The sequence below is a fragment of the Paraglaciecola sp. MB-3u-78 genome, from assembly GCF_002835935.1.
In the GTDB taxonomy this organism is placed as follows: Bacteria; Pseudomonadota; Gammaproteobacteria; order Enterobacterales; family Alteromonadaceae; genus Paraglaciecola.
On record NZ_PJCF01000004.1, the window covers coordinates 1 to 18511 of the forward strand.

The 18511-nt window shown below is 43.2% G+C and carries 15 protein-coding genes; 3 read left to right on the forward strand and 12 right to left on the reverse strand.

The window, feature by feature from the left end:
- The 4 genes from CXF95_RS06735 to CXF95_RS06750 all read right to left on the reverse strand — a co-directional run.
- Window positions 1–1157: hypothetical protein (locus CXF95_RS06735; RefSeq protein WP_198556517.1), on the reverse strand; the 1157-nt coding region annotated here is incomplete at its 3' end.
- 300 nt (window positions 1158–1457) lie between these two features.
- Window positions 1458–1832, reverse strand: a complete 375-nt coding sequence (locus CXF95_RS06740) for a hypothetical protein (RefSeq protein WP_101197988.1) — start codon at window positions 1830–1832, stop codon at window positions 1458–1460.
- Window positions 1833–2121: 289 nt separating this feature from the next.
- Entirely contained in the window at window positions 2122–3717 is a 1596-nt protein-coding gene (locus CXF95_RS06745; RefSeq protein WP_198556518.1) for a choice-of-anchor A family protein, read from the reverse strand.
- Window positions 3692–6676, reverse strand: a complete 2985-nt coding sequence (locus CXF95_RS06750) for a VWA domain-containing protein (protein ID WP_101197990.1) — start codon at window positions 6674–6676, stop codon at window positions 3692–3694. The genes CXF95_RS06745 and CXF95_RS06750 overlap by 26 nt, the downstream gene beginning before the upstream one ends.
- An 834-nt stretch (window positions 6677–7510) precedes the next feature.
- Between CXF95_RS06750 and CXF95_RS06755 the strand changes: the two genes are divergently transcribed.
- Both CXF95_RS06755 and CXF95_RS06760 read left to right on the forward strand, forming a co-directional pair.
- Window positions 7511–8134, forward strand: coding sequence for an endonuclease (locus CXF95_RS06755; RefSeq protein WP_101197991.1), 624 nt, complete (start codon window positions 7511–7513; stop codon window positions 8132–8134).
- Between the two features lie 503 nt (window positions 8135–8637).
- The gene (locus CXF95_RS06760) at window positions 8638–9996 is read left to right on the forward strand and encodes a hypothetical protein (protein WP_101197992.1); all 1359 of its coding nucleotides are present in this window, start codon (window positions 8638–8640) and stop codon (window positions 9994–9996) included.
- Between the two features lie 283 nt (window positions 9997–10279).
- Here CXF95_RS06760 and CXF95_RS06765 read toward each other — a convergent pair whose 3' ends face one another.
- The 8 genes from CXF95_RS06765 to smrB form a co-directional block, all read right to left on the reverse strand.
- A complete protein-coding gene (locus CXF95_RS06765; RefSeq protein ID WP_101197993.1) occupies window positions 10280–10540 on the reverse strand; it encodes a hypothetical protein in 261 nt (86 codons plus the stop codon).
- Between the two features lie 424 nt (window positions 10541–10964).
- Window positions 10965–11513, reverse strand: a complete 549-nt coding sequence (locus tag CXF95_RS06775; RefSeq protein WP_101197994.1) for a TrmH family RNA methyltransferase — start codon at window positions 11511–11513, stop codon at window positions 10965–10967.
- 299 nt (window positions 11514–11812) lie between these two features.
- Window positions 11813–12433, reverse strand: a complete 621-nt coding sequence (locus CXF95_RS06780; protein ID WP_157828095.1) for a CCXG family PEP-CTERM protein — start codon at window positions 12431–12433, stop codon at window positions 11813–11815.
- Window positions 12393–12800, reverse strand: coding sequence for a hypothetical protein (locus tag CXF95_RS06785; protein ID WP_232787694.1), 408 nt, complete (start codon window positions 12798–12800; stop codon window positions 12393–12395). Before CXF95_RS06785 ends, CXF95_RS06780 begins: the two co-directional genes overlap by 41 nt.
- 5 nt (window positions 12801–12805) lie before the next feature.
- On the reverse strand, window positions 12806–13819 hold the full coding sequence (locus CXF95_RS06790) for a glycosyltransferase family 2 protein (protein ID WP_101197996.1): 1014 nt from the start codon (window positions 13817–13819) through the stop codon (window positions 12806–12808).
- Window positions 13820–13821: 2 nt separating this feature from the next.
- Window positions 13822–15075 (reverse strand): oligosaccharide flippase family protein, encoded by a 1254-nt coding sequence (locus tag CXF95_RS06795; RefSeq protein WP_101197997.1) that lies wholly within the window; start codon window positions 15073–15075, stop codon window positions 13822–13824.
- A 179-nt stretch (window positions 15076–15254) separates the two neighbouring features.
- Window positions 15255–16721, reverse strand: coding sequence for a sigma-54 dependent transcriptional regulator (locus CXF95_RS06800; RefSeq protein ID WP_101197998.1), 1467 nt, complete (start codon window positions 16719–16721; stop codon window positions 15255–15257).
- 134 nt (window positions 16722–16855) lie between these two features.
- Entirely contained in the window at window positions 16856–17431 is a 576-nt protein-coding gene (gene smrB / locus CXF95_RS06805; protein WP_101197999.1) for an endonuclease SmrB, read from the reverse strand.
- 100 nt (window positions 17432–17531) lie between these two features.
- Here smrB and prmB point away from each other — a divergent pair, with 100 nt between their 5' ends.
- A complete protein-coding gene (gene prmB / locus CXF95_RS06810) occupies window positions 17532–18485 on the forward strand; it encodes a 50S ribosomal protein L3 N(5)-glutamine methyltransferase (protein WP_101198000.1) in 954 nt (317 codons plus the stop codon).
- The last annotated feature ends 26 nt before the right edge of the window (window positions 18486–18511 follow it).

Consider the following 18511-nt stretch of genomic DNA (forward strand, 5'->3'; position numbering starts at 1 on the left):
CGATTGTTCTGTACCGCAATCACCTTTTTGCCTGATCCTGTAGGATAAAAAATCATGTGGTGGGCGCCGGCATCTGCTTTGATGTCGGGGCCTGAACTAACCAGTTCTGGCAGGCTCGCCAAATCATAACGCTTAACAATGCCAGGCACAGCATGACTAATAAATAGTTCAGACTCATTGCCATAAAACTCTAGTGGCACCCCTGTACCTTGCTGCGCCCCGTCATACAGTTTTACCGGAGTAGCAAAAGTTTTGCTGGCTTCATCGTAGGGGATTTTCCATGTTTCAAAGCCAAACATGGTGTTGACGAGTACCGCTGGTGTTACGTCTTTGACTATGGCCGGACGTAAAAATAACACCTCAACAGGAGATGAGGGAAAACCAACGGGTTTGCTATCCTCCACCACTATGTTTTGAATTGCAGTAAAGCTATTCAAATCAATGACGGTAATGCCGTTGCCTACGCCGGTAGCCAGGTCAGGGTGCACAGTGGAGGAGACCACCATACGATCGCCAAAGGCAGATATACCGTGGGGATACATAATAAAGGGCTGCCCCTCTTCCACTTGGCTTTTCCGGGCTTCAATGATTTTGATTAAGGCATTACTCTGTGGGTCAAATACGCCGACAGAACCACCATCTGCTTGCTCGACTCCTGTACCGCCCATAAAGGTCACAAACATATATTCGGTGCCATTGACTGTATGCCACATCATATCTTCACCCACCTGTTGACCGCCGGTATCCAGGCAATCCAGACCCTTGACCACAGCAGAACCTGAAGCATCCCTTGTGAGCGCTATTTCAGATAAGCTGCAGGCAGGATCCAGGGCAGTAGCGTAAAGCCGACCAGTCGGACTGTAATAAAGGTGATGCAAAGGGGCGTTAGGATTGATATTGGGTGTTTCAAACTCGCTGAGAATAGCACCAAAATTTTCTGATTCAGGATCTAACTCAATAATGGCAATACTACTGATGGTATTCAAAGTCGGCAATCCACGCAATAAGGCGATGGCCTGGGTTTGTTCGCCAGTAACAGTTTGTGGCTCAGCAATATCTGCTGCGCCAGCGCTTGCTTGTTCAACTTGTTTTGAACAAGCAGACAGTCCACAGACCAATATTGAACAGAGGAAAGTACTCGCTATTTTATGCTGCATGTAAGACTCCTTCGTAGTTTTTTATTTTCCAAAAGTGCTAGGGCGGTTTTATCTTGTGCATACTCAACAGTGGTGAATATGAAAGACAAATACGCTCTAATACCCTCACAATTTATAGACTAGTTTGTGGGTATTACAAGCTGAAGAAAGCCAGCAGTGGCAGAAGTATGTCTTATTAGAAATAACCGGGGTTAGGGTTGAATGGCACTAACAAGCGCCAGATAAACGGATCGGCAATTGCTTGAGCAATATTGTATGGTCAATGGACTCATAATAGCGCTTCACATCGGTTTTCATCACTTAGCGGTAATCAGGTAAGGCTGAGTGCAAGGCACTCACGGTGGCTTTTAACCCGCCATTTCCTTTGATATGAGTACAAAGTGGGGACAATGCAAAGGCAGCGGGTAAGGCCATGGCTAACATCTTTAATACCAGCGCATCTTGTGATGACCACAAATGAAGGGTTTCACCATCGGCTTTGGTGATCACGCTCAACGGCATGAATGTATAATCTTGTTTGTTGAGTGTTTGCAGCATCTCACCACGGATAGTGTGCCAGTGAAAACGCAGGTGCCAGATATCGGCATTGGCGGGAAAGTTACGCCGCTGCTTACACAACCATGAATAAGCAGTATCGAGAGTGGTTTCAGTGAACACATGTTTAGCATCTAGCATGGCTTAAGCATAGCTGAATGGCGGCTAAGGGAGAAAAATTAGGTTGTTTTTAGAATAGCTGAATGACTGGTGTTGGCACAAACTTCCCGTACAAATTTGAACGACGTATGACGGTTATGGCCGTATTTAAGACCGAGTTGACCAGGCAAAAATTGGAAGATAACTGCCTATTATTTTTCACATACAAACTGATGGTAGGCCTTGTGTTACCAAACAAAATTCAGTGTTGCTAAAAATAAACCACCTCAATTTGAGGTGGTTTAAAATCGCAATAGACTCCTATTGAAAATTATGGCGCAACAGGCAAAGGCAAACAACTAGCGAAACGATCGCCACTCACATGACTGTTGTGATCCTGTATTGAACTAACAATGATATTACTACGGTAATGGTTGTCAGCACTATTAACGGTGGCGCGAGGAGCCAAAATTGATGCTCCCCAGTCAGCGTTGCTTATCGTTAAGGTATCGGCTTGTGCAAAATTAAACAATATATTGCGGCTGGCAATACCAGTAGATTTTACTTTTATACCACTTAAATTCACTTCATCCCCAGTTACGTTGATTAACACTGTGGCGGTTTTGGAAGCGCGTACTTCAATCATTTTCACGCCGCTAAAATCTGCAGGGCTTACATTAAACACGTTTAGTTCATCATCTCCCTGAAGCACAAGCTTGCCATTTTTTTTCAGTGTGCTTTGCGCCGACACAGACGTTGGTAAACTGGCCCATAATTGCGAACGCAATTTAATTTGCGCATGTTCAATACCAAAAGCAATCGGATATGCTTGTAGCACGCTGCCTTTTATCTGAACATTATCGATTTGCTTCAAGCCCGCATATACAATATTACCTCGATTAACCGAACCTTTGTTATATTGCACGTTACTGCCTACAACCAATGCGTTGATATCATTTGCATTTTTATTGCGTGGATTGCCATTAAGGTGCACTTTATTCAACAGTGCATTTCCTCCCACAGCAAGTTGACCCTTAGCGTGATGATTGGTCAGCTCGCTATGGCTATATGACAGCAGCGCAAAATCAGTTGCAGACATCAAGGGTCTGTCAGAGCATTGGCCAATATCCAGCGTCACAATATCAATACTACTGTAGACGATGTCAGATTCGTTGCCATTTGCATCGCGGAATTTAGCGAAAACCTTAGCTGAGTTATTATCTGGTAGTAATGTCCACAACTTGGATGTGCTATAGGGCTCCCAGCTTGCATCTGCTAGCGTTGGATTGTTGCTGATCATCATGTCACTCACGCCGCTATTAGGAGCATCGGCAGGGAATAATGTCTCGTAAAATACTAACTCGCTTTCAGGATCAACCGCATCCGACGCCCATAATGTTAAATTTACGTTTACACTAGCGCTTATCGCTTGGCCATCGTTAATTCGAATGTAACCGTAAGGGGCGAAAGGATCATCACTAGGTGTTGCACAGGACGGATTCAGTGGCGCAGAACGGGCACCTTGGCTGTTTTCGGCCACTACTAAGTAACAGTATTGCTGGGAGTTAATAACGGTTTTATCAGAATATAGCCCTTCACCTGTATATAGCGAGTCGACCAGTGTATAAGGTCCCGTCGCAGAAGGACTGCGGTAGATATCGATTTGTATATAATCAGGACGATTAACATACAGCAGATGCACGACATTCACCCCAGGATAGGCTTTGCCCCAAGTCGCTTGAATACGATCATCGCTTGGATTGTTAGGATCAATATCAGTATTGTCACCTTCACCGCCATCATCTGAATCTGGGTCGAGTGGCAAAGTACCTTTTTCAAATTCTTTCCAATTAGGCGCCCCATCATAGTCTGGGTCAGCGTTACCATCTGCAATAGTCACATCAAGATGTACCCACAATCCGCTCATTTGGCGGCAAAGGAAAATACATATCCATGCGCGTTTCGCTGCGCAGCGCCGCATGAACTAGATAAGGAGATAGGTATTCAGCAGATTGCGCATAAGCAGGTGAAATAATTAAACCGAAAAAGTTTTCGAGCAATTTCAGAATAATAGGACCTTCAGGTTTCGCCAGTTCTAAGGTCCAGTTGCCACCAAGCGGGTTGCTTACGCGCCAAATTGAATGTCGTAGATTCGATTTAAACTCAGGCACGGGAAAACCATTGGGATCACGAAGCACAATATCAGCATCTGTCACGCCATCAAAACTGAGTGACAAGACTAACTCAGCCCCCCCATTTTCAACCGGTATGGTCACTACATCTTTGTCTGGATTGCCATCTGCAAGCATGGGTCCAACCAAATTAAATATCTGTTGTAAATTATCCATTTTTGACGCAACTACACGGTAGCGCTGATCAAAATTCAACTGCACGCTGCTTGATGTAATCGCAGAGGATGTGGATGATGCCATAGTAGACCTAGATGCTGCCGCTGCTGATGCAGGAAGTGCAATGTATTGATAGGTGCCATTAGTAGCAGTCGCTGCCCGCTGCATTTCACGCTGATCAGCATCAGGACCTACCGCCACTGCGTGGATAACCGGTTTACTGCCGCTGCTGCCTCTAATCGCTGATACTACATCTGGGAAATTAGCGGCACCGGACGTTTGTAATCCATCACTTAATAATACAATGGCCCAGTCATGGGCAGAATCCCCATTGATATCGAGTTCATCCCAACTATCTTGCAGTGCATCGCCTAGCGCTGTGCCACCATCAGGAAGAAGTAAATCTATTTGATCAAAAATAGCTTGACGTGAACCGCCTCCGGGGGCGTCTGTCCAAGGTGTTAATGAGCCCACTGTTACCCCATCTGCGAATGACACCAGAGCAATTTGATCGCCGCCACGCCAACTGTCGATGAACAGTTTTGCGGCATCTTGAGCACTTTCAAATTTGTTAAAGTCATCCATGCTGCCTGAGCGATCTAGGGTGATCACAGAATCCACATCATTACGCGATGCGTAGTTTACTGAATCATCTTCCACATCAGTTTGGCCGCCAGCATAATCGGCTTGAAGATCAAATAAACCATTAGTGGTTTGTGCCGGAGCACGTATCACGAACCAATGCTGGTCCTGAACACTAGAGGCTGTGATGATATCGGCAGGCGTTACCGCATTGCCGCCCACAGTAAATGAAAAATCGTTTAAATCTACGCCTGTAATAGGCTCTCCGGCACCATCGATTAGTTCAAGCGCGACTAAAAACTTATCTGGGGCAGCGGGGTCGCCAACTGCAACCGAATTTCCAGTGGTGGGGCGCTTAATTACTAATACAGGATCAATACCATTAATACTTATCCGGTAATTAGCTAATTGCTCCAGCGCGGTGACAATCACCACGACTTTATCGAAACTGTCGTTGGGTAAGCTTATTTCAAAGTTTCTACTCTGATCATGCTCTTCAAAGGTGATATCGCTACCTTGAATGCCTAATACGGTAAAATAGAGCGTTGATAGACTATCTTGGGTAACTTGAATATCAACATTTACTACTGACGGATCAGGCTGAATTTCGTAATAGTTCGCCCCCCACTGCTCCACAAACTCACCCGTTCGAATGATCTGGTCAGCGTTAGTTATTGCTTGATTGACGGTCAACATTACGGGATCATAAGTGCCGCCGGCTTCTGCCATATCGTCGTACTGATATTTGCTGTTGACCCCAGGCCCAGATAAATCCTTTGCGTAATTAGCAACACTGAAATCTTTCCAGACATCCTTAAATTTCTCAGTATGGCCAAGAGTGGCCAAGGCTTTGTTAAGTGCGGATATACCGTCAATCTCACCGTCAGCTTCTACCTCCTCCCAGAATGTCACCATCAAATTCATACCGTTTTCGACCGTATCAGAATCATCGGGATCGTTACCATATTTCTCAGTAAGATAGGTCCAGAAAAGAGCTGCATCATAGGAAGACTCGTTGATGGCCCTGAAGGTTGATAACATATAACCATCAACCTGCGGTACGTAACCTGCGTAGCCTGTGTCGATATCGTCAAAATCATAACAAGTTGACCGATTTTCTCCCATACAGAATTTATCCTGGGTGGAGCGTGCCTGACCTTCCGTTACCCATGCACCAGAGGGATCTTTCAACCCCGGATAATCCCGTTGCAAAAAATGAAATACTTCATGAAGAGAGACAATGTACGCTACCGGATCGCCAACACGACTTGTAAAGTCGAATGCTGTTTCTAGCAGTAATGGCGACAAGCCTAATCCACCACCACCAGCGCAGCCACCACCGTCACACCACACTACATTAACCGGAATTCTATCTAGGTCGCCGGGAGCTTCGGTGCCTTTACTAGTCCCAAATCCTACTCGAGGAAAGGCTTCAAGTGAATCTTCCATGGCATCACCAGCAAGCTTCACATAGCGGTTGGTGCTGCCATCATTAATATTATCTAAACATACATCGTTGCCATCTATCTGCGGGCAGTCATCAGATGTGCCACGCAAGCCATAAAAAATACGGAAATGCTCGGTAGTGTAGATTTTTCGATTATTACAAATGGCGCTTGTGGCGGAGGTGTCATCAACATCGTTGAAAGCGGTAACGCGATACCGATGATTCTTTTCAGTATCGATTCCGGTATCAAAATATCGTTTGTCATCATCTGATGCGACCGTCGTTACGGTATTCCAGCCGGCGCCATCAACATTTTTTTGGACTCTGTACTCGGTGACATTTTCACCGTCGTGCGCCCAATAAAAACGCGTTGTATCAGCTTCCCAGCCTTGACAAGATATATTAAAAGGAACGGTTGGTGGATCGGCAAAAGCCAAAAAAGAAATTAACAGTAAACTTATGCAAGCGCTGGGCAGCCTAAGAAATGAACGAATAGTCCAATTACACATAGCTATCTCCTGATATTTTCAGTGTAACGCCTAAACGGCTCAGGGGACATGGGGTCAGATTCTTGAAACATTTTAATGCCCAGCTATATCGGGAATTGGCTCGGAACAGCCCTACACTATGTGTCACCTTAACTTATGTTTATGAATCAAACTTCTCACACAATTTTGAACGGCGTGTGACTATAAATGCCGAGAAACTGCCTTACCTGATCAGGCAAAAAATGGCATGAAGGAGACGTAGCTATTTTCGCGTATTTAGTCTCCTTTGAGCGAAAAGCAGACAAACAAGTAATCATCTTAAGGACGGCAATTCCGACAAAGCAGACATACGAACGAAGAATTATATTGCTGTATTTTGCTGCTAAAACCTTCAATATCAACTTCCACTATCCGTCAGCAAATGTGCCATTAGGGGACGTAGCGGTGGCTCGAAAAAAATGGTTTTGACGATCTTTTTGCCGCCATAGCCGCCGTTGGGAATTTTTGTCTTAATCTATCGGGCATCGCAAAAGCGGACGGTTGTTAATAATTAACATGGATGTCTTGTTAACATTAGATGTCTTGTTAACATTATTCTAAAGGATACGGTTCAATGTGCGAGCACAGAGTCCTTGTTCTAGAAGAGCAGGAAAGCACTCAATAACCCCAAAAGAATAGGTACAATCAATAGTGACGCGGTAGTATTGGGTTGACTAGGTCACTCTTTTGAATACTTCTTACGTGATGTCATTACCTATCCCCACCAGTTAAGGGTATTATGTCCTAACTTAGGTAGTCGGATCTATTCAACCACGTCACTTCCGTTTGGTCCGTCATTCGTGGTGGGCTTTTAATATGCTAAGAAATATAAATCAAGGTCCTGACATGCCCACCCGTTACCTATACTTACTGACAATATTATCTTGCTGTTCATTCGCGAACGATTCAACCTATAACAAAATTAGAGACAAGGTTTTCTGGCCTGTACTTTACAACAAGGACTATAAGACCCTTTATTGTGCTGTAACAAAACATGGCGGTGATAAGGTGACACTTGAACACGTTTACCCAGCAAGTTGGATTGCGAGCGCCAATGGCTGTCAGAATCGAAAGACGTGTGACGTTGACTCATACTTAAAGGCAAGTTCAGACTTGCACAACCTTTGGCCTGCTCTTGGCCGATATAAGTCTAGCCGTGGCAATTTACCATTCACTGAATTGGAGGGGGAAACACAAAGGTTTCCAGAAGACCAATGCGACTTTGAAAGAAATAAAGCAGGCGTAGAACCTAGAGATTGGGCTAAAGGGGAAATAGCTCGTTCGTTCCTCTACATGGTGAAAACGTACAATCTACCAGATCATGAGCTAACAGCATTAATGGAGAAGTGGTCGACGATAGACCCTGTATCCAAAGTGGAGAAGTTACGGAATGAGCTGATTCATGTGATCCAGGGGACCGGTAATGAATTTATCAAGTGACGATTGAATAACCATAGTGTGGGAGCATATTAATGTTTGAAACTCAGTCTTGCCTGAAAAACTGAATAGCGGGTCTGAGTGATCACCGGGCAGTCAACATCATGACTGACATGCCATCAAACGCCACACTTTCACCGCCTTATTAGCACACCACGGCAAATCAAGTGATGGCAGTGCCCTTGGATGGCACGCGCAATCTCATGACAATTTAATCCAAATGGATGAGTCATGTTTTTTTACACTTCTATATGTTGGCAATATTAAAATTCAGCTAACACATTGTTTTATATTGAATAAATATTTCTGGCGTGATTGTTGCCTTACATTTATGTAGGCTCAGTATCAGTATATTGTACCTAATATGAAGGTATAGGCTGTTGCCTCTTGAGGAAAATAGCGCTCATTCACTTCACATCATGAGCGTTGATTAATAGGCAGTTGTTACCTCACACCTTGGTCACCCCTCAATGGGGCTATCACATGACATTAAACGGAAGTAGATAATGAAAAATATAGTGTTAAAAACCTGCTTAACCGCTTTGGCTTTGTCTGTCGCTGGTTTAGCCAATTCACAAGCTGCAGACATGACCCTTGACGATATGCTCACGTATTCTGTCATTTCAGGAGGTGCGGTGAATATAGCAGCGCAACCTGATTATGTGACAGCCCCCAATGTTGGCGGACATCTCGCTGGACAAGCGGCCGTTACTATCGGTGCCTTTACGACCGTCAATGACATTTATGCTGGCGCTGCGGTTACTACAGGTGCCTCGTCAAGAGTTAAGCAAATCTACGCTGGTGCTGCCGCTGGAGTGGGGGCTAATGCCTTCGCTCATGACATTACGGCGGGGACCGCAGTGGTCGTCGGTGCCAATGGGCAAGTCGGCACAATAACAGCTGGCGCAGCCATCACATTGGGCGCTGGTGTGGGTCATAAGGTCGGGAACGATTATACAGGCGTTGTCACTCGTGGTGCGGGTAGCACAGTTATGCACTATTTAGGCGACTATTCAGACACATACCACGATTGGGCAACGGCAGCAGGTACATCAACAGGCAAAATAAAGAAAGCCGACGATATGGCAATTGCTAAGCAGAATATTGAGACTATGCTCGCGAAGACCGCACTCGTCACTCCGGGGAATGTCGATACGAATACGGACCTGTCCAGCTCTTCTATCGGAAATGATGGGACTACTGAAACTTTTCACTACAGTGCGATAAATCTGCAGGCGGATACTGACCTGACGATAAGAGGCAACGTCACTGTCATTATCAGCGAGAATATGACTATCGGGGCTGGGGCAGAAATCGTGCTGGCTCAAGATGCGATTGTGACATGGATATTGGGCGGTTCGCTCAATCTAGGCGCAGGGTCAACGTTTAGTGGCGAGACGTACGTGGATGGCGCGATAAACGGTGCCACGAGCGATATTGAATGCGGCAATTTATACGCGACGGGCGCGGTAAGTGTCCGTACTATCGGCGACAGTTGTGCGCAACCCGCCCCGGACGCCGTTTGCCCCGCGTGGACGTTAGCTGAGTTAAATTTAATATTTTCGGCCCAACAACAGCGTACGCAAGAGGCGACGTATAAGCACTCCCGTAGCAGAGGCGTTGGGGGTTTTGCAGAGGGTAGTTTACGTAATATCGAAGACAATCGCAAATATCCAATGATATGGAGAGTAACAACACATGCATTCGATAATCGAATTAATTACGAAGAACAGATAGGTGATTTTGTAATATTTAAGCGGCAATACCACGTGTACCCGGCACATCCACTGCACATCCCAATTACGAGCAGCCAATATTCCGCATGTCAGGAGATTGTCGGCCAAGCATGGCTTAACCTACCGTAGCGGGGGGGGTCGTAGTTTAAGGTATCTAGGTAGAACGACCCAACTGAGTTAGTGCTCCCCAAGGTTACCCTTGGTCTTAGGCCAGCCTTGACCCATTGCTGCCAACGTTTCACATACTGACCTAAGGCTAAAGCCATCTCATCTGAGGTGGCTTTTTTCTTTCTTAGTTGCTCATAAAGCTGCCTGTAGTGTAAAACGTGTTTTTCTACCGTCTTTGCTGCGACGGTTAATTGTTTGCCATCAAAATGATAACCGAGAAAATCACCAAATTGTCGGGAGCAATTTAGAACATATTTAATACCAGCGCATCTTGTGATGACCACAAGTGAAGGGTTTCACCCTCGGCTTTGGTGACCACGCTCAGTGGCAGGAAGGTGTAATCTTGTTTGTTGAGTGTTTGCAGCAGCTCACCACGGATAGTGTGCCAGTGAAAACGCAGATGCCAGATGTCGGCATTGGCGGGAAAGTTAGTACGCTGCTTACACAACCATAAATAGGCTGTATCGATAGCGTCCTCAGTGAAAACATGTTGGGCATCTAGCATGGTTTAAGCATAGCTGAATGGCTGCTAAGGGAACAAACTTAGGGTGTTTTTAGAAAAGCTGAATGATTGGTGTTGGCACAGGCTGTATAAAAAATCCAACGGCCAAATTAATCTTTTACTGCTGCGTGAAATGAAAGTCTGATTGGTTAGAAAACACGGGTAATGACACCGTGATTATCAGTATCATGAGTGTGCAATGGGATTGATGTTCCTGCAGGGTAAGAGGCAAATAAAATATTATACCAATCCGTATAAAGAAGTGACCACTCAGCGATTCTTTATACGGATTGGTATTACTTTCTTTTGCCTCAAGTTTATAAGCATCAAAATGTCCATCATATAATGGAAGGGTTTTAATTTTATCTGGATATTTTCCTGGCACTAGATAGTCCTATTTGAAAATATATTTATCGTAATTGGTTGTTTAAGCCTGTGGCAATTTTCTAATTTGATTAGCGCAGTCGGCTAAGACAATCGCGCCAGCAGTGGAAACATTCAAAGAATTGCCCATGCCAAACATTGGAATATGTATGTGTTGGTGGCTTAACTTCAAGGCAGCTTCACTCACGCCCTTACGTTCATTACCTAAAACTAATACGCACGGTGACGGGTACGTCACATCACTATAATCAACAGACTCATGACATAACTCAATACTGTAAAGCGTATACCCCTCATCCAATAGAGTTTGTAAGCTTGATGTGGTGCTATCACTGTATTCAACACAAACCCATTTCGCTTCATTTCTTGAGGCTTTATTCAATTTTTTATCTGAAATGGTGAGCTCACCACAAACAATGACTTTTTCAATAGCAAACGCATCAGCCAAGCGAATAAAAGCCCCAATATTGTGGCTGCTAGTGACATTATCTAATACCAATACTAACGGGATTTTAGGCTGTGTTAGGTATTCATCTCGAGCGGGCTTGGTTTTTCTAAGATCTTGTTTGGTTAATTGTATTTTTAAATCCAAGGTTTTTACTCTTTTGACTAAATTGACATGCCTGTATTACTTATCTTATCAAGAGAGGAAGTCACCTCCATAATTTTTGCTGGATTATTTTAGTGTATAGCGTGTCTGTATCATTATTACGGAATAGGGTTTATTTTCTAATAGTTTGTAAGATCAATGAGTATTATTGTAGTTTCGATAAATGTCCTCGCAACCGAGGACAGATTAATTTTACAGGGTACTTCAAGCGTTGCCTTCACAGGTTTAATAAATCTATTCGGTAAAGCAACGTTTGAGGCAGGTGACATTTGGTTTTTATCTCAAGCCTTTCTTAATGGTTTTGCCTTTCTTCTATTACCCAATCCGATTAATCCCATTAGACCTAAACCCACAAGGGCAATACTATTTGCTATAGGTGCTGCAGTAATGGCTGAAACTAAAGAACTAGAACTTAAATAGACAGGTTCTGCATTGTTAAAAGAAAACCTAACAGTGTTAGGTCCATTGCAACAAGATTCAGCCCAAAATAAATTCACCACGTTTTTCCCTGCAGAAAGTACTGTATTCTCTAATTCAACCACACTTTTGTGGCTCCAATTGTTACTCCACCACAAGTCCTTATATTCTAACGCGTCGTTAATATAGATCTCTGCGCCATAATGAGCATCTAAGCCAGCAAATACGTTAAACAGTGATGTTGATTTTAAATCGAATTCGATGGTTAACAGATTGAAGTTGTCTCCCCCTGATCGGATGTTTTCAAAAGCATCAACTTCGAAAACATCTGGCGCATTAAGTCCTGTTGCATTTGCATTCCAATATGTTTTGAAACCGTCTGAATAGTCAAAGGAGCGATTAATATCCAATGACTGAAGGGTGACTAACGAAGCGTTAGCCTGACTACTTAATCCAATCCCACAAGCCAAGGGAAAAATCTTCAAATAAATTAATTCCGAGTGCTGACTTCGCCAAATAAACAATCACTAAACCCAATGCGCAACTAAATAGTAAAAAGATCATCGTTAGTAAGAACATGGATGTAATTGCAATTGATTTCTCTTGTCTTGATAGGCTACGAACGTTGCGGCCCATGAGTAATACAAAGTAGATACGAGAAGGATAGAAGGGCACTGGTATAGTGCCGCGTAAATCGATTTTATGTTTGCGATATTGACCGCTACCAATGGTCACTTTTAAATGACTGAGTTGTGTGTCCGTGAGCGTCAACGCCGTCTCCTGCGGTAAACGGCTCAAGAGGCTCATAATATCTGGATCTTTGCGAATGGTGTGTATTGGTTTCACGGTCATTTCACCTATTGATGATTGTGAGTGGGATGAGATGGCAACATACGAATCGCAGTCTGTTCAATCATTCGATAAAGGTTGTGCGGTAACATCGACATCAGTGCACATCCATAGGTCGCTAAAGTTCGAGCTGGTTCTTCAATGATGATTTTAGGCTGGGTAAGGAGTGCTTTGTGCACTAGTTTAATGGCTTGCCAAGCGTCACCTGAGCGAATAGCTCGACGTGCTAAATATCTGAGTTGATAGGCTCTGGCTAAGGGTAAGTAGTGTTTAAAAAAACGCTCGTGTCCTGCTTGGTTTTTCTGCATGGCTAAACACCAACTTGCATATTGTTTACTGAGGTTAGAAGACAGGCCTCCATCGTTAACGCGGTAAAACGTGAGAGGGGTTTTGATCCCTTCGAATTTCCAGTTGCCGAGTAGAGCAATGCGCAACCATAACTCAATGTCTTCAGATTGGCGTAAATCTTCATCAAAAATACATTTTCGGCCGGTTTTATAACTAACAAAGGCGACTTCTTTTAATAACCGCCTTCTGATCACTGGTGCTGAGCCATTGCCAACTGGGTTTCGGCAAAACACGTCTTTGGCAGTTATATTTTTGAGTTTTGGGTATTGCCCTATACTCATAGAATTGCCATGTTCGTTAACAAACAACGATGGGCAGTAACTCACGCCCACATCTGAACTAGTGTTGAGGTGATTAATATGCAAGACTAGTTTTTCTTTGGCCCAAAAGTCATCGGCGTCAAGCAGAGCAACATACATACCTCTTGAAGCTAGGATGCCAGTATTTCTAGCACCCGACAAGCCTCGATTAGATTGCTGAATCAGTTTGATTCTGGGGTCAGAAAATCGTGCAAGTTTATGTAATGTATCGTCTGTGCAGCCATCATCAACACATATTACTTCAAAGTTTTTAAATGTTTGTGCTAACACTGATTGTATACATTGCTCAATATATTGGCCGACGTTAAACATTGGAATAACGACAGACACCAAGGGTAAAGATGATTTTTTCATAGTTAGCTCCTACTAAATAATGGGGATGTAAATATGTGTTCTAATTTGTGCCAAGGGATCAAAGCTAGCAGCCACAAAAAGCTACACGTTAAAATAGTTAAAACAAAGTTTTCAGGGGTAGCTGCTTGAACGACTAACAAGCCAACCGTAGTAACAATTAAGCAAAATAATCTAACGTATAGTTCTTTTTGATATTCTGCCCTAGCGCGCAAAAGGTTGCATTGAGTGTCTATAAATACCGCGGGTAATGCCGCTAAACATAACACCATCACTATCATATAATTCTGTTGCCAAGCTTGGCTGAACAATAGAGGCACGTAAATAGGTACTAAAAACGCTTGGATTAAGAATAATATGCTTACCGAACACGTAAATAGGTACACCATCGGGATATGTTTTTTGAGTTGACCGCTTCTGTGTTTGTCGCAAAGATAAGGATATAGCGCGGTATTAAATGCATTATTGATTGACTGGCTGAGGCCCACACCAGCACTTTTTGCAAAGCTATATAACCCAAATAACTCGGGGCTTAGTAAACGTGCACCAATTAACATATCTGACTGCATCCGCAGTGCTCTTACCAATTCGGTAGATAATAATTGGCCTAATGTTTTGGTGAGTTTAAGAAAAACCTTCCGCTGAAAGCCGATCCCAAAATGCTGCACTGGCGTGAAGTAAAATAAACCTATCCAAAGTAGCGCGAATACCCATTTGCCATAAACAACCGACATGATGCCACAATCCAAAACAGCAAATAATGCAATGCTAATATTTTCAGCCACGATGCACATTGCATTGCGTATGCTGTAAAACTTCATATCCCCTTGGCGCTGGATAAGGAATACTTTGATGCTGACTAAGGGGTAAAACAGGTAGACAACAGCCATTAAGCTTATCAAGGGAATGAGTGCTGGGTTGTCATAAAAGTCAGCTATGGGTGACGCCAGGCCTGCTTGTGTTGCAGCCAGGAATAAACATACCAGCCACTGCAATAATGCTCCGTTTCTTGCGTATTTAGGTAACTGTTTTTCGGTGCATTGAATAATCTGCGCGCCCGCGCCAGAGCGCAATATCAGTTTAAATATTTCATGGCAAGCCAGTGCAAGCATCACTGTGCCGTACTCGACAATACCCAAGCTTGCCGCTAATGCTAGTATCACTAATACTCTTGAAATTTTTGCTGCTATCTCAGTGGCAAGGAGCCAACTGGTATTATTAAGTAATCGTTTAGTTTCATCTTGCAGAGTTGTTAACATCGTTTTCATCGCCTAATCAAAAAACACAACTTAGTATCTTCAAGATTTAGGCCATAAAATAAAAATTCATAACATGTTGAAATATATGGCTATATTTTTATATTTTGGGAGGTGAAGTGTTGAATTTGCATCTTGCGACAGTTTTATTCGCAAGATGCAAAAAAATAAAGGTTAAATTATCAATCTTGCCATTGTTGCACTTTACGGTACAAGGTGGACGGACTGACCTCAAGTAAGCTGGCCGCTTTAACAACATTGTCGTTACACACGGCTATGGCATGTTCAATCGCGGCTCTTTCTACTTCCGCAAGACTGCGCACTGCACTGGTGTCATGCATTATGTTGTCTTGAAGATGATTGATAGTGTTACCAGAAGCTTGAGATATTGACTCAAGCTCAGCGGCTGGGCTTTTCTTATGCAATAACTCCGTCATTTGTGTTTGGTTTAACTGTAATTGCCTAGCCAATATTTGTTCAGTTAATAAGGGCCCTTCTGACATCACCACTGCACTGTGTATGGTGTTTTCTAGTTGCCTGACATTACCTGGCCATGGGTAGTTTTTGATGAGGGTGCCTGCATCCGACGACAAACCAACAAACACTTTTTGTTCAATATCACTGAAGCGATTCAGAAAATACTGGGCTATTTGACAGGCATCGTTTTCCCTATCTTTCAAAGGCGGAATATGAATAGAAATAACATTGAGTCGATAATAAAGGTCTTCTCTAAGACGGCCTTCTTCTATCGCTTTAAAAGGCTCTCGGTTGGTGGCACTGACAAAACGAATATTGACCTTTTCTTCTTTATTGCTGCCAACTTTTTTAAAGGTCCCTGTTTGTATAAAGCGTAATATTTTGGCTTGAAGGCCTATGTCCATCTCACCCAATTCATCTAAAAATAATGTGCCACCGTCGGCCAAGGTTGCTGCACCATCTCGATGAGCAACTGCGCCTGAAAATGCGCCTTTGATATGGCCAAAAATCTCTGACTCCATCAACTCACTCGGAATAGCCGCGCAATTTAAACAAACAAGAGGGTGATCTTTGCGCGAGCTGAGTTTATGCAGGGCATCCGCCGCTAACTCCTTACCGGCTCCACTGGGTCCAGTAATAAATACAGAGGCATTGCTAGATGCACAGTTTTCAATGGCATCATAAACAAATTGCATGGCTGTTGATTGGCCAATGAATTTCATAAAATTGCGTTTACGTTTGGTTTGTACTTGTTCTAGGGTATGTCGCAATAAGCTTCGTTCGGCTAAAACCTCACTGTAGTTGAGAGCCTGCTGGATATTCAGTTTGAATTCTTCATTATCCCATGGCTTTTTCATATAACTCCAGACTCTCCCGGAGTTGATGGCAGCGATAACATCGTTTAATTCGGTATAGGCGGTGAGCATAATACGTACTGTTTCTGGCCACTGCTCAGCCACTTTCTGTAAAAACTCGTTGCCATTCATGCCTGGCATGTTTTTATCGGATACAACAATATCAATGTTTTGTTGTTCCAGTATTTGTAACCCCTTTTCACCAGAATTGGCGGTATGCACAGTGATATCTGTGCTGCGAAGTAAACGGGTTAAGGCAGTTAAAATTTCTGATTCATCATCAACAAACAAAATGCTGGCATGAGTTTCATTCGGCATCGTTAATATTCATCCTAAACAGACACAATTAATAATGTGCAGCATGGCAGATTTTTTCGCCATTTTCACTCATCAATAAGTATTAATTTACCGTGATGTTTTTATCTAAATATTGGAAACTGTTGGTCTTCGATTCAATATTTTTCGTGGTGTAATGGTAAATCTATTAATACAAGTAAGGCCGCTTGACCTCCCCATTCTTTTGGTGCTTGGTGAAACCCCATTACTGCTGGGTGTTGTATTAACCAATTTGGGATAGATTTCTTGAGCGCGTAAGTGCCTTTGCCGTGCATGATGGAGACACAATAAACGTGTTTTTTTTGGGCTACATGAATAAGTGCCGCAATTTCGTGTTTGGCTTCTTCTTTTTTAACCCCGTGTAAGTCCAGAATAAGATCGGGGGGATAATCACCTCGGCGCAGGCGTTTAACTTCGTGACTGTCCGTTTCTGGTTTGACATATTTGAGTGGTTGGTCGATATCAAAATGGCCTTCAAAACCATCTGAAAACTCAAATGCAGCAGCAGCTTGTTTAATTATTGCTAAATCTGTCTTATTTTTTTGCCTAAGTCCCGAATTCTGCTTGCTGGAAAAGCGCTGAGGCGGTATTTTGTCCTGCTTAATTGGCGCTACATCTTTGAACTCATCTTTAAAGAGATTAGGTTCATCAATCTCTTTTTGAGTTCTTGGGTCAAATGGCGTGTTTTTCATTCATTACAAGTACATATTTGCTATGGCATCAGCATAACAAAATTTGCTAACAGAGAATATGTATTCAAGGTCTGCGGGCCTAGATTTATTAAGCGATATTATGACCACAGTTACTTTTTCCAAAATAGACGCCGAACAGATTGCAGAAGACTTACACACTATCTTGGATATGGTGAGATGGTCGGTGAGTTGTTTTAACCAAGCAGGATTATTTTATGGTCATGGTACCGATAACCCTTGGGATGAAGCGGTTAGTTTAGTGTTACAGCTGTTGCATTTGCATCAAGATTTGACGTTACAAACCGGCGATCAATTATTTCATAGTCGCTTAACCAAAGCCGAAAAATTAAAAATTATCAAAATAGTGAAACGCCGTGCTGATGAACGCATTCCGGTGCCTTATTTGACTAATCAAGCATGGTTCTGCGATCTCCCTTTTTTTGTGGATGAACGTGTGCTTATCCCGCGTTCACCTATAGCAGAATTGATTCAAAACCACTTTGAAGAGTGGCTTGGCGATAGGGAGCCACAGCATGTATTGGATTTATGCACCGGTGGCGGCTGTATTGCTATCGCTTTAGCCTATGCATTTGAAGAGTCTCAAGTGGATGCAGTGGATATTAGTCAAGATGCCCTTGATGTAGCAGAACTGAACATTATTGAACATGAATTGAGCCACAGAGTTTATCCCATTAAGTCTGATTTGATGGCGGCCTTACAGGGACAGAAATACGATTTGATTGTAAGTAATCCACCTTACGTAGATGCTGAGGACATGGATGATTTACCAGAAGAATTTCAGCATGAGCCAGAGTTGGCTTTGGCAGCAGGCCAAGACGGACTGGATTTAGTTGACAATATTTTACGTCAGGCGCCAAGTTATTTAACAGACAATGGTTGGTTATTTGTTGAAGTAGGTAATAGTGAAGTGCATATGTACACACGTTATCCAGAGTTGCCTATTCAATGGGTAGAGTTTGAAAATGGTGGTCATGGTGTGTTTGCTATAGGCAAGAATGATTTACTTGAATACTGGCGTTCGGTGGATCATTAAACTGACCACATTAAATGTGTATTAGA

Coding starts and splice junctions, on each gene's coding strand:
- CXF95_RS06790 (WP_101197996.1), bottom strand. CDS start 13,819: ATGAAAAAATCATCTTTACCCTTGGTGTCTGTCGTTATTCCAATGTTT.
- CXF95_RS06800 (WP_101197998.1), bottom strand. CDS start 16,721: ATGCCGAATGAAACTCATGCCAGCATTTTGTTTGTTGATGATGAATCA.
- CXF95_RS06760 (WP_101197992.1), top strand. CDS start 8,638: ATGAAAAATATAGTGTTAAAAACCTGCTTAACCGCTTTGGCTTTGTCT.
- CXF95_RS06785 (WP_232787694.1), bottom strand. CDS start 12,800: ATGACCGTGAAACCAATACACACCATTCGCAAAGATCCAGATATTATG.
- CXF95_RS06765 (WP_101197993.1), bottom strand. CDS start 10,540: ATGCTAGATGCCCAACATGTTTTCACTGAGGACGCTATCGATACAGCC.
- CXF95_RS06755 (WP_101197991.1), top strand. CDS start 7,511: ATGCTAAGAAATATAAATCAAGGTCCTGACATGCCCACCCGTTACCTA.
- smrB (WP_101197999.1), bottom strand. CDS start 17,431: ATGAAAAACACGCCATTTGACCCAAGAACTCAAAAAGAGATTGATGAA.
- CXF95_RS06750 (WP_101197990.1), bottom strand. CDS start 6,676: ATGTGTAATTGGACTATTCGTTCATTTCTTAGGCTGCCCAGCGCTTGC.
- prmB (WP_101198000.1), top strand. CDS start 17,532: ATGACCACAGTTACTTTTTCCAAAATAGACGCCGAACAGATTGCAGAA.
- CXF95_RS06795 (WP_101197997.1), bottom strand. CDS start 15,075: ATGTTAACAACTCTGCAAGATGAAACTAAACGATTACTTAATAATACC.
- CXF95_RS06740 (WP_101197988.1), bottom strand. CDS start 1,832: ATGCTAGATGCTAAACATGTGTTCACTGAAACCACTCTCGATACTGCT.
- CXF95_RS06745 (WP_198556518.1), bottom strand. CDS start 3,717: ATGAGCGGATTGTGGGTACATCTTGATGTGACTATTGCAGATGGTAAC.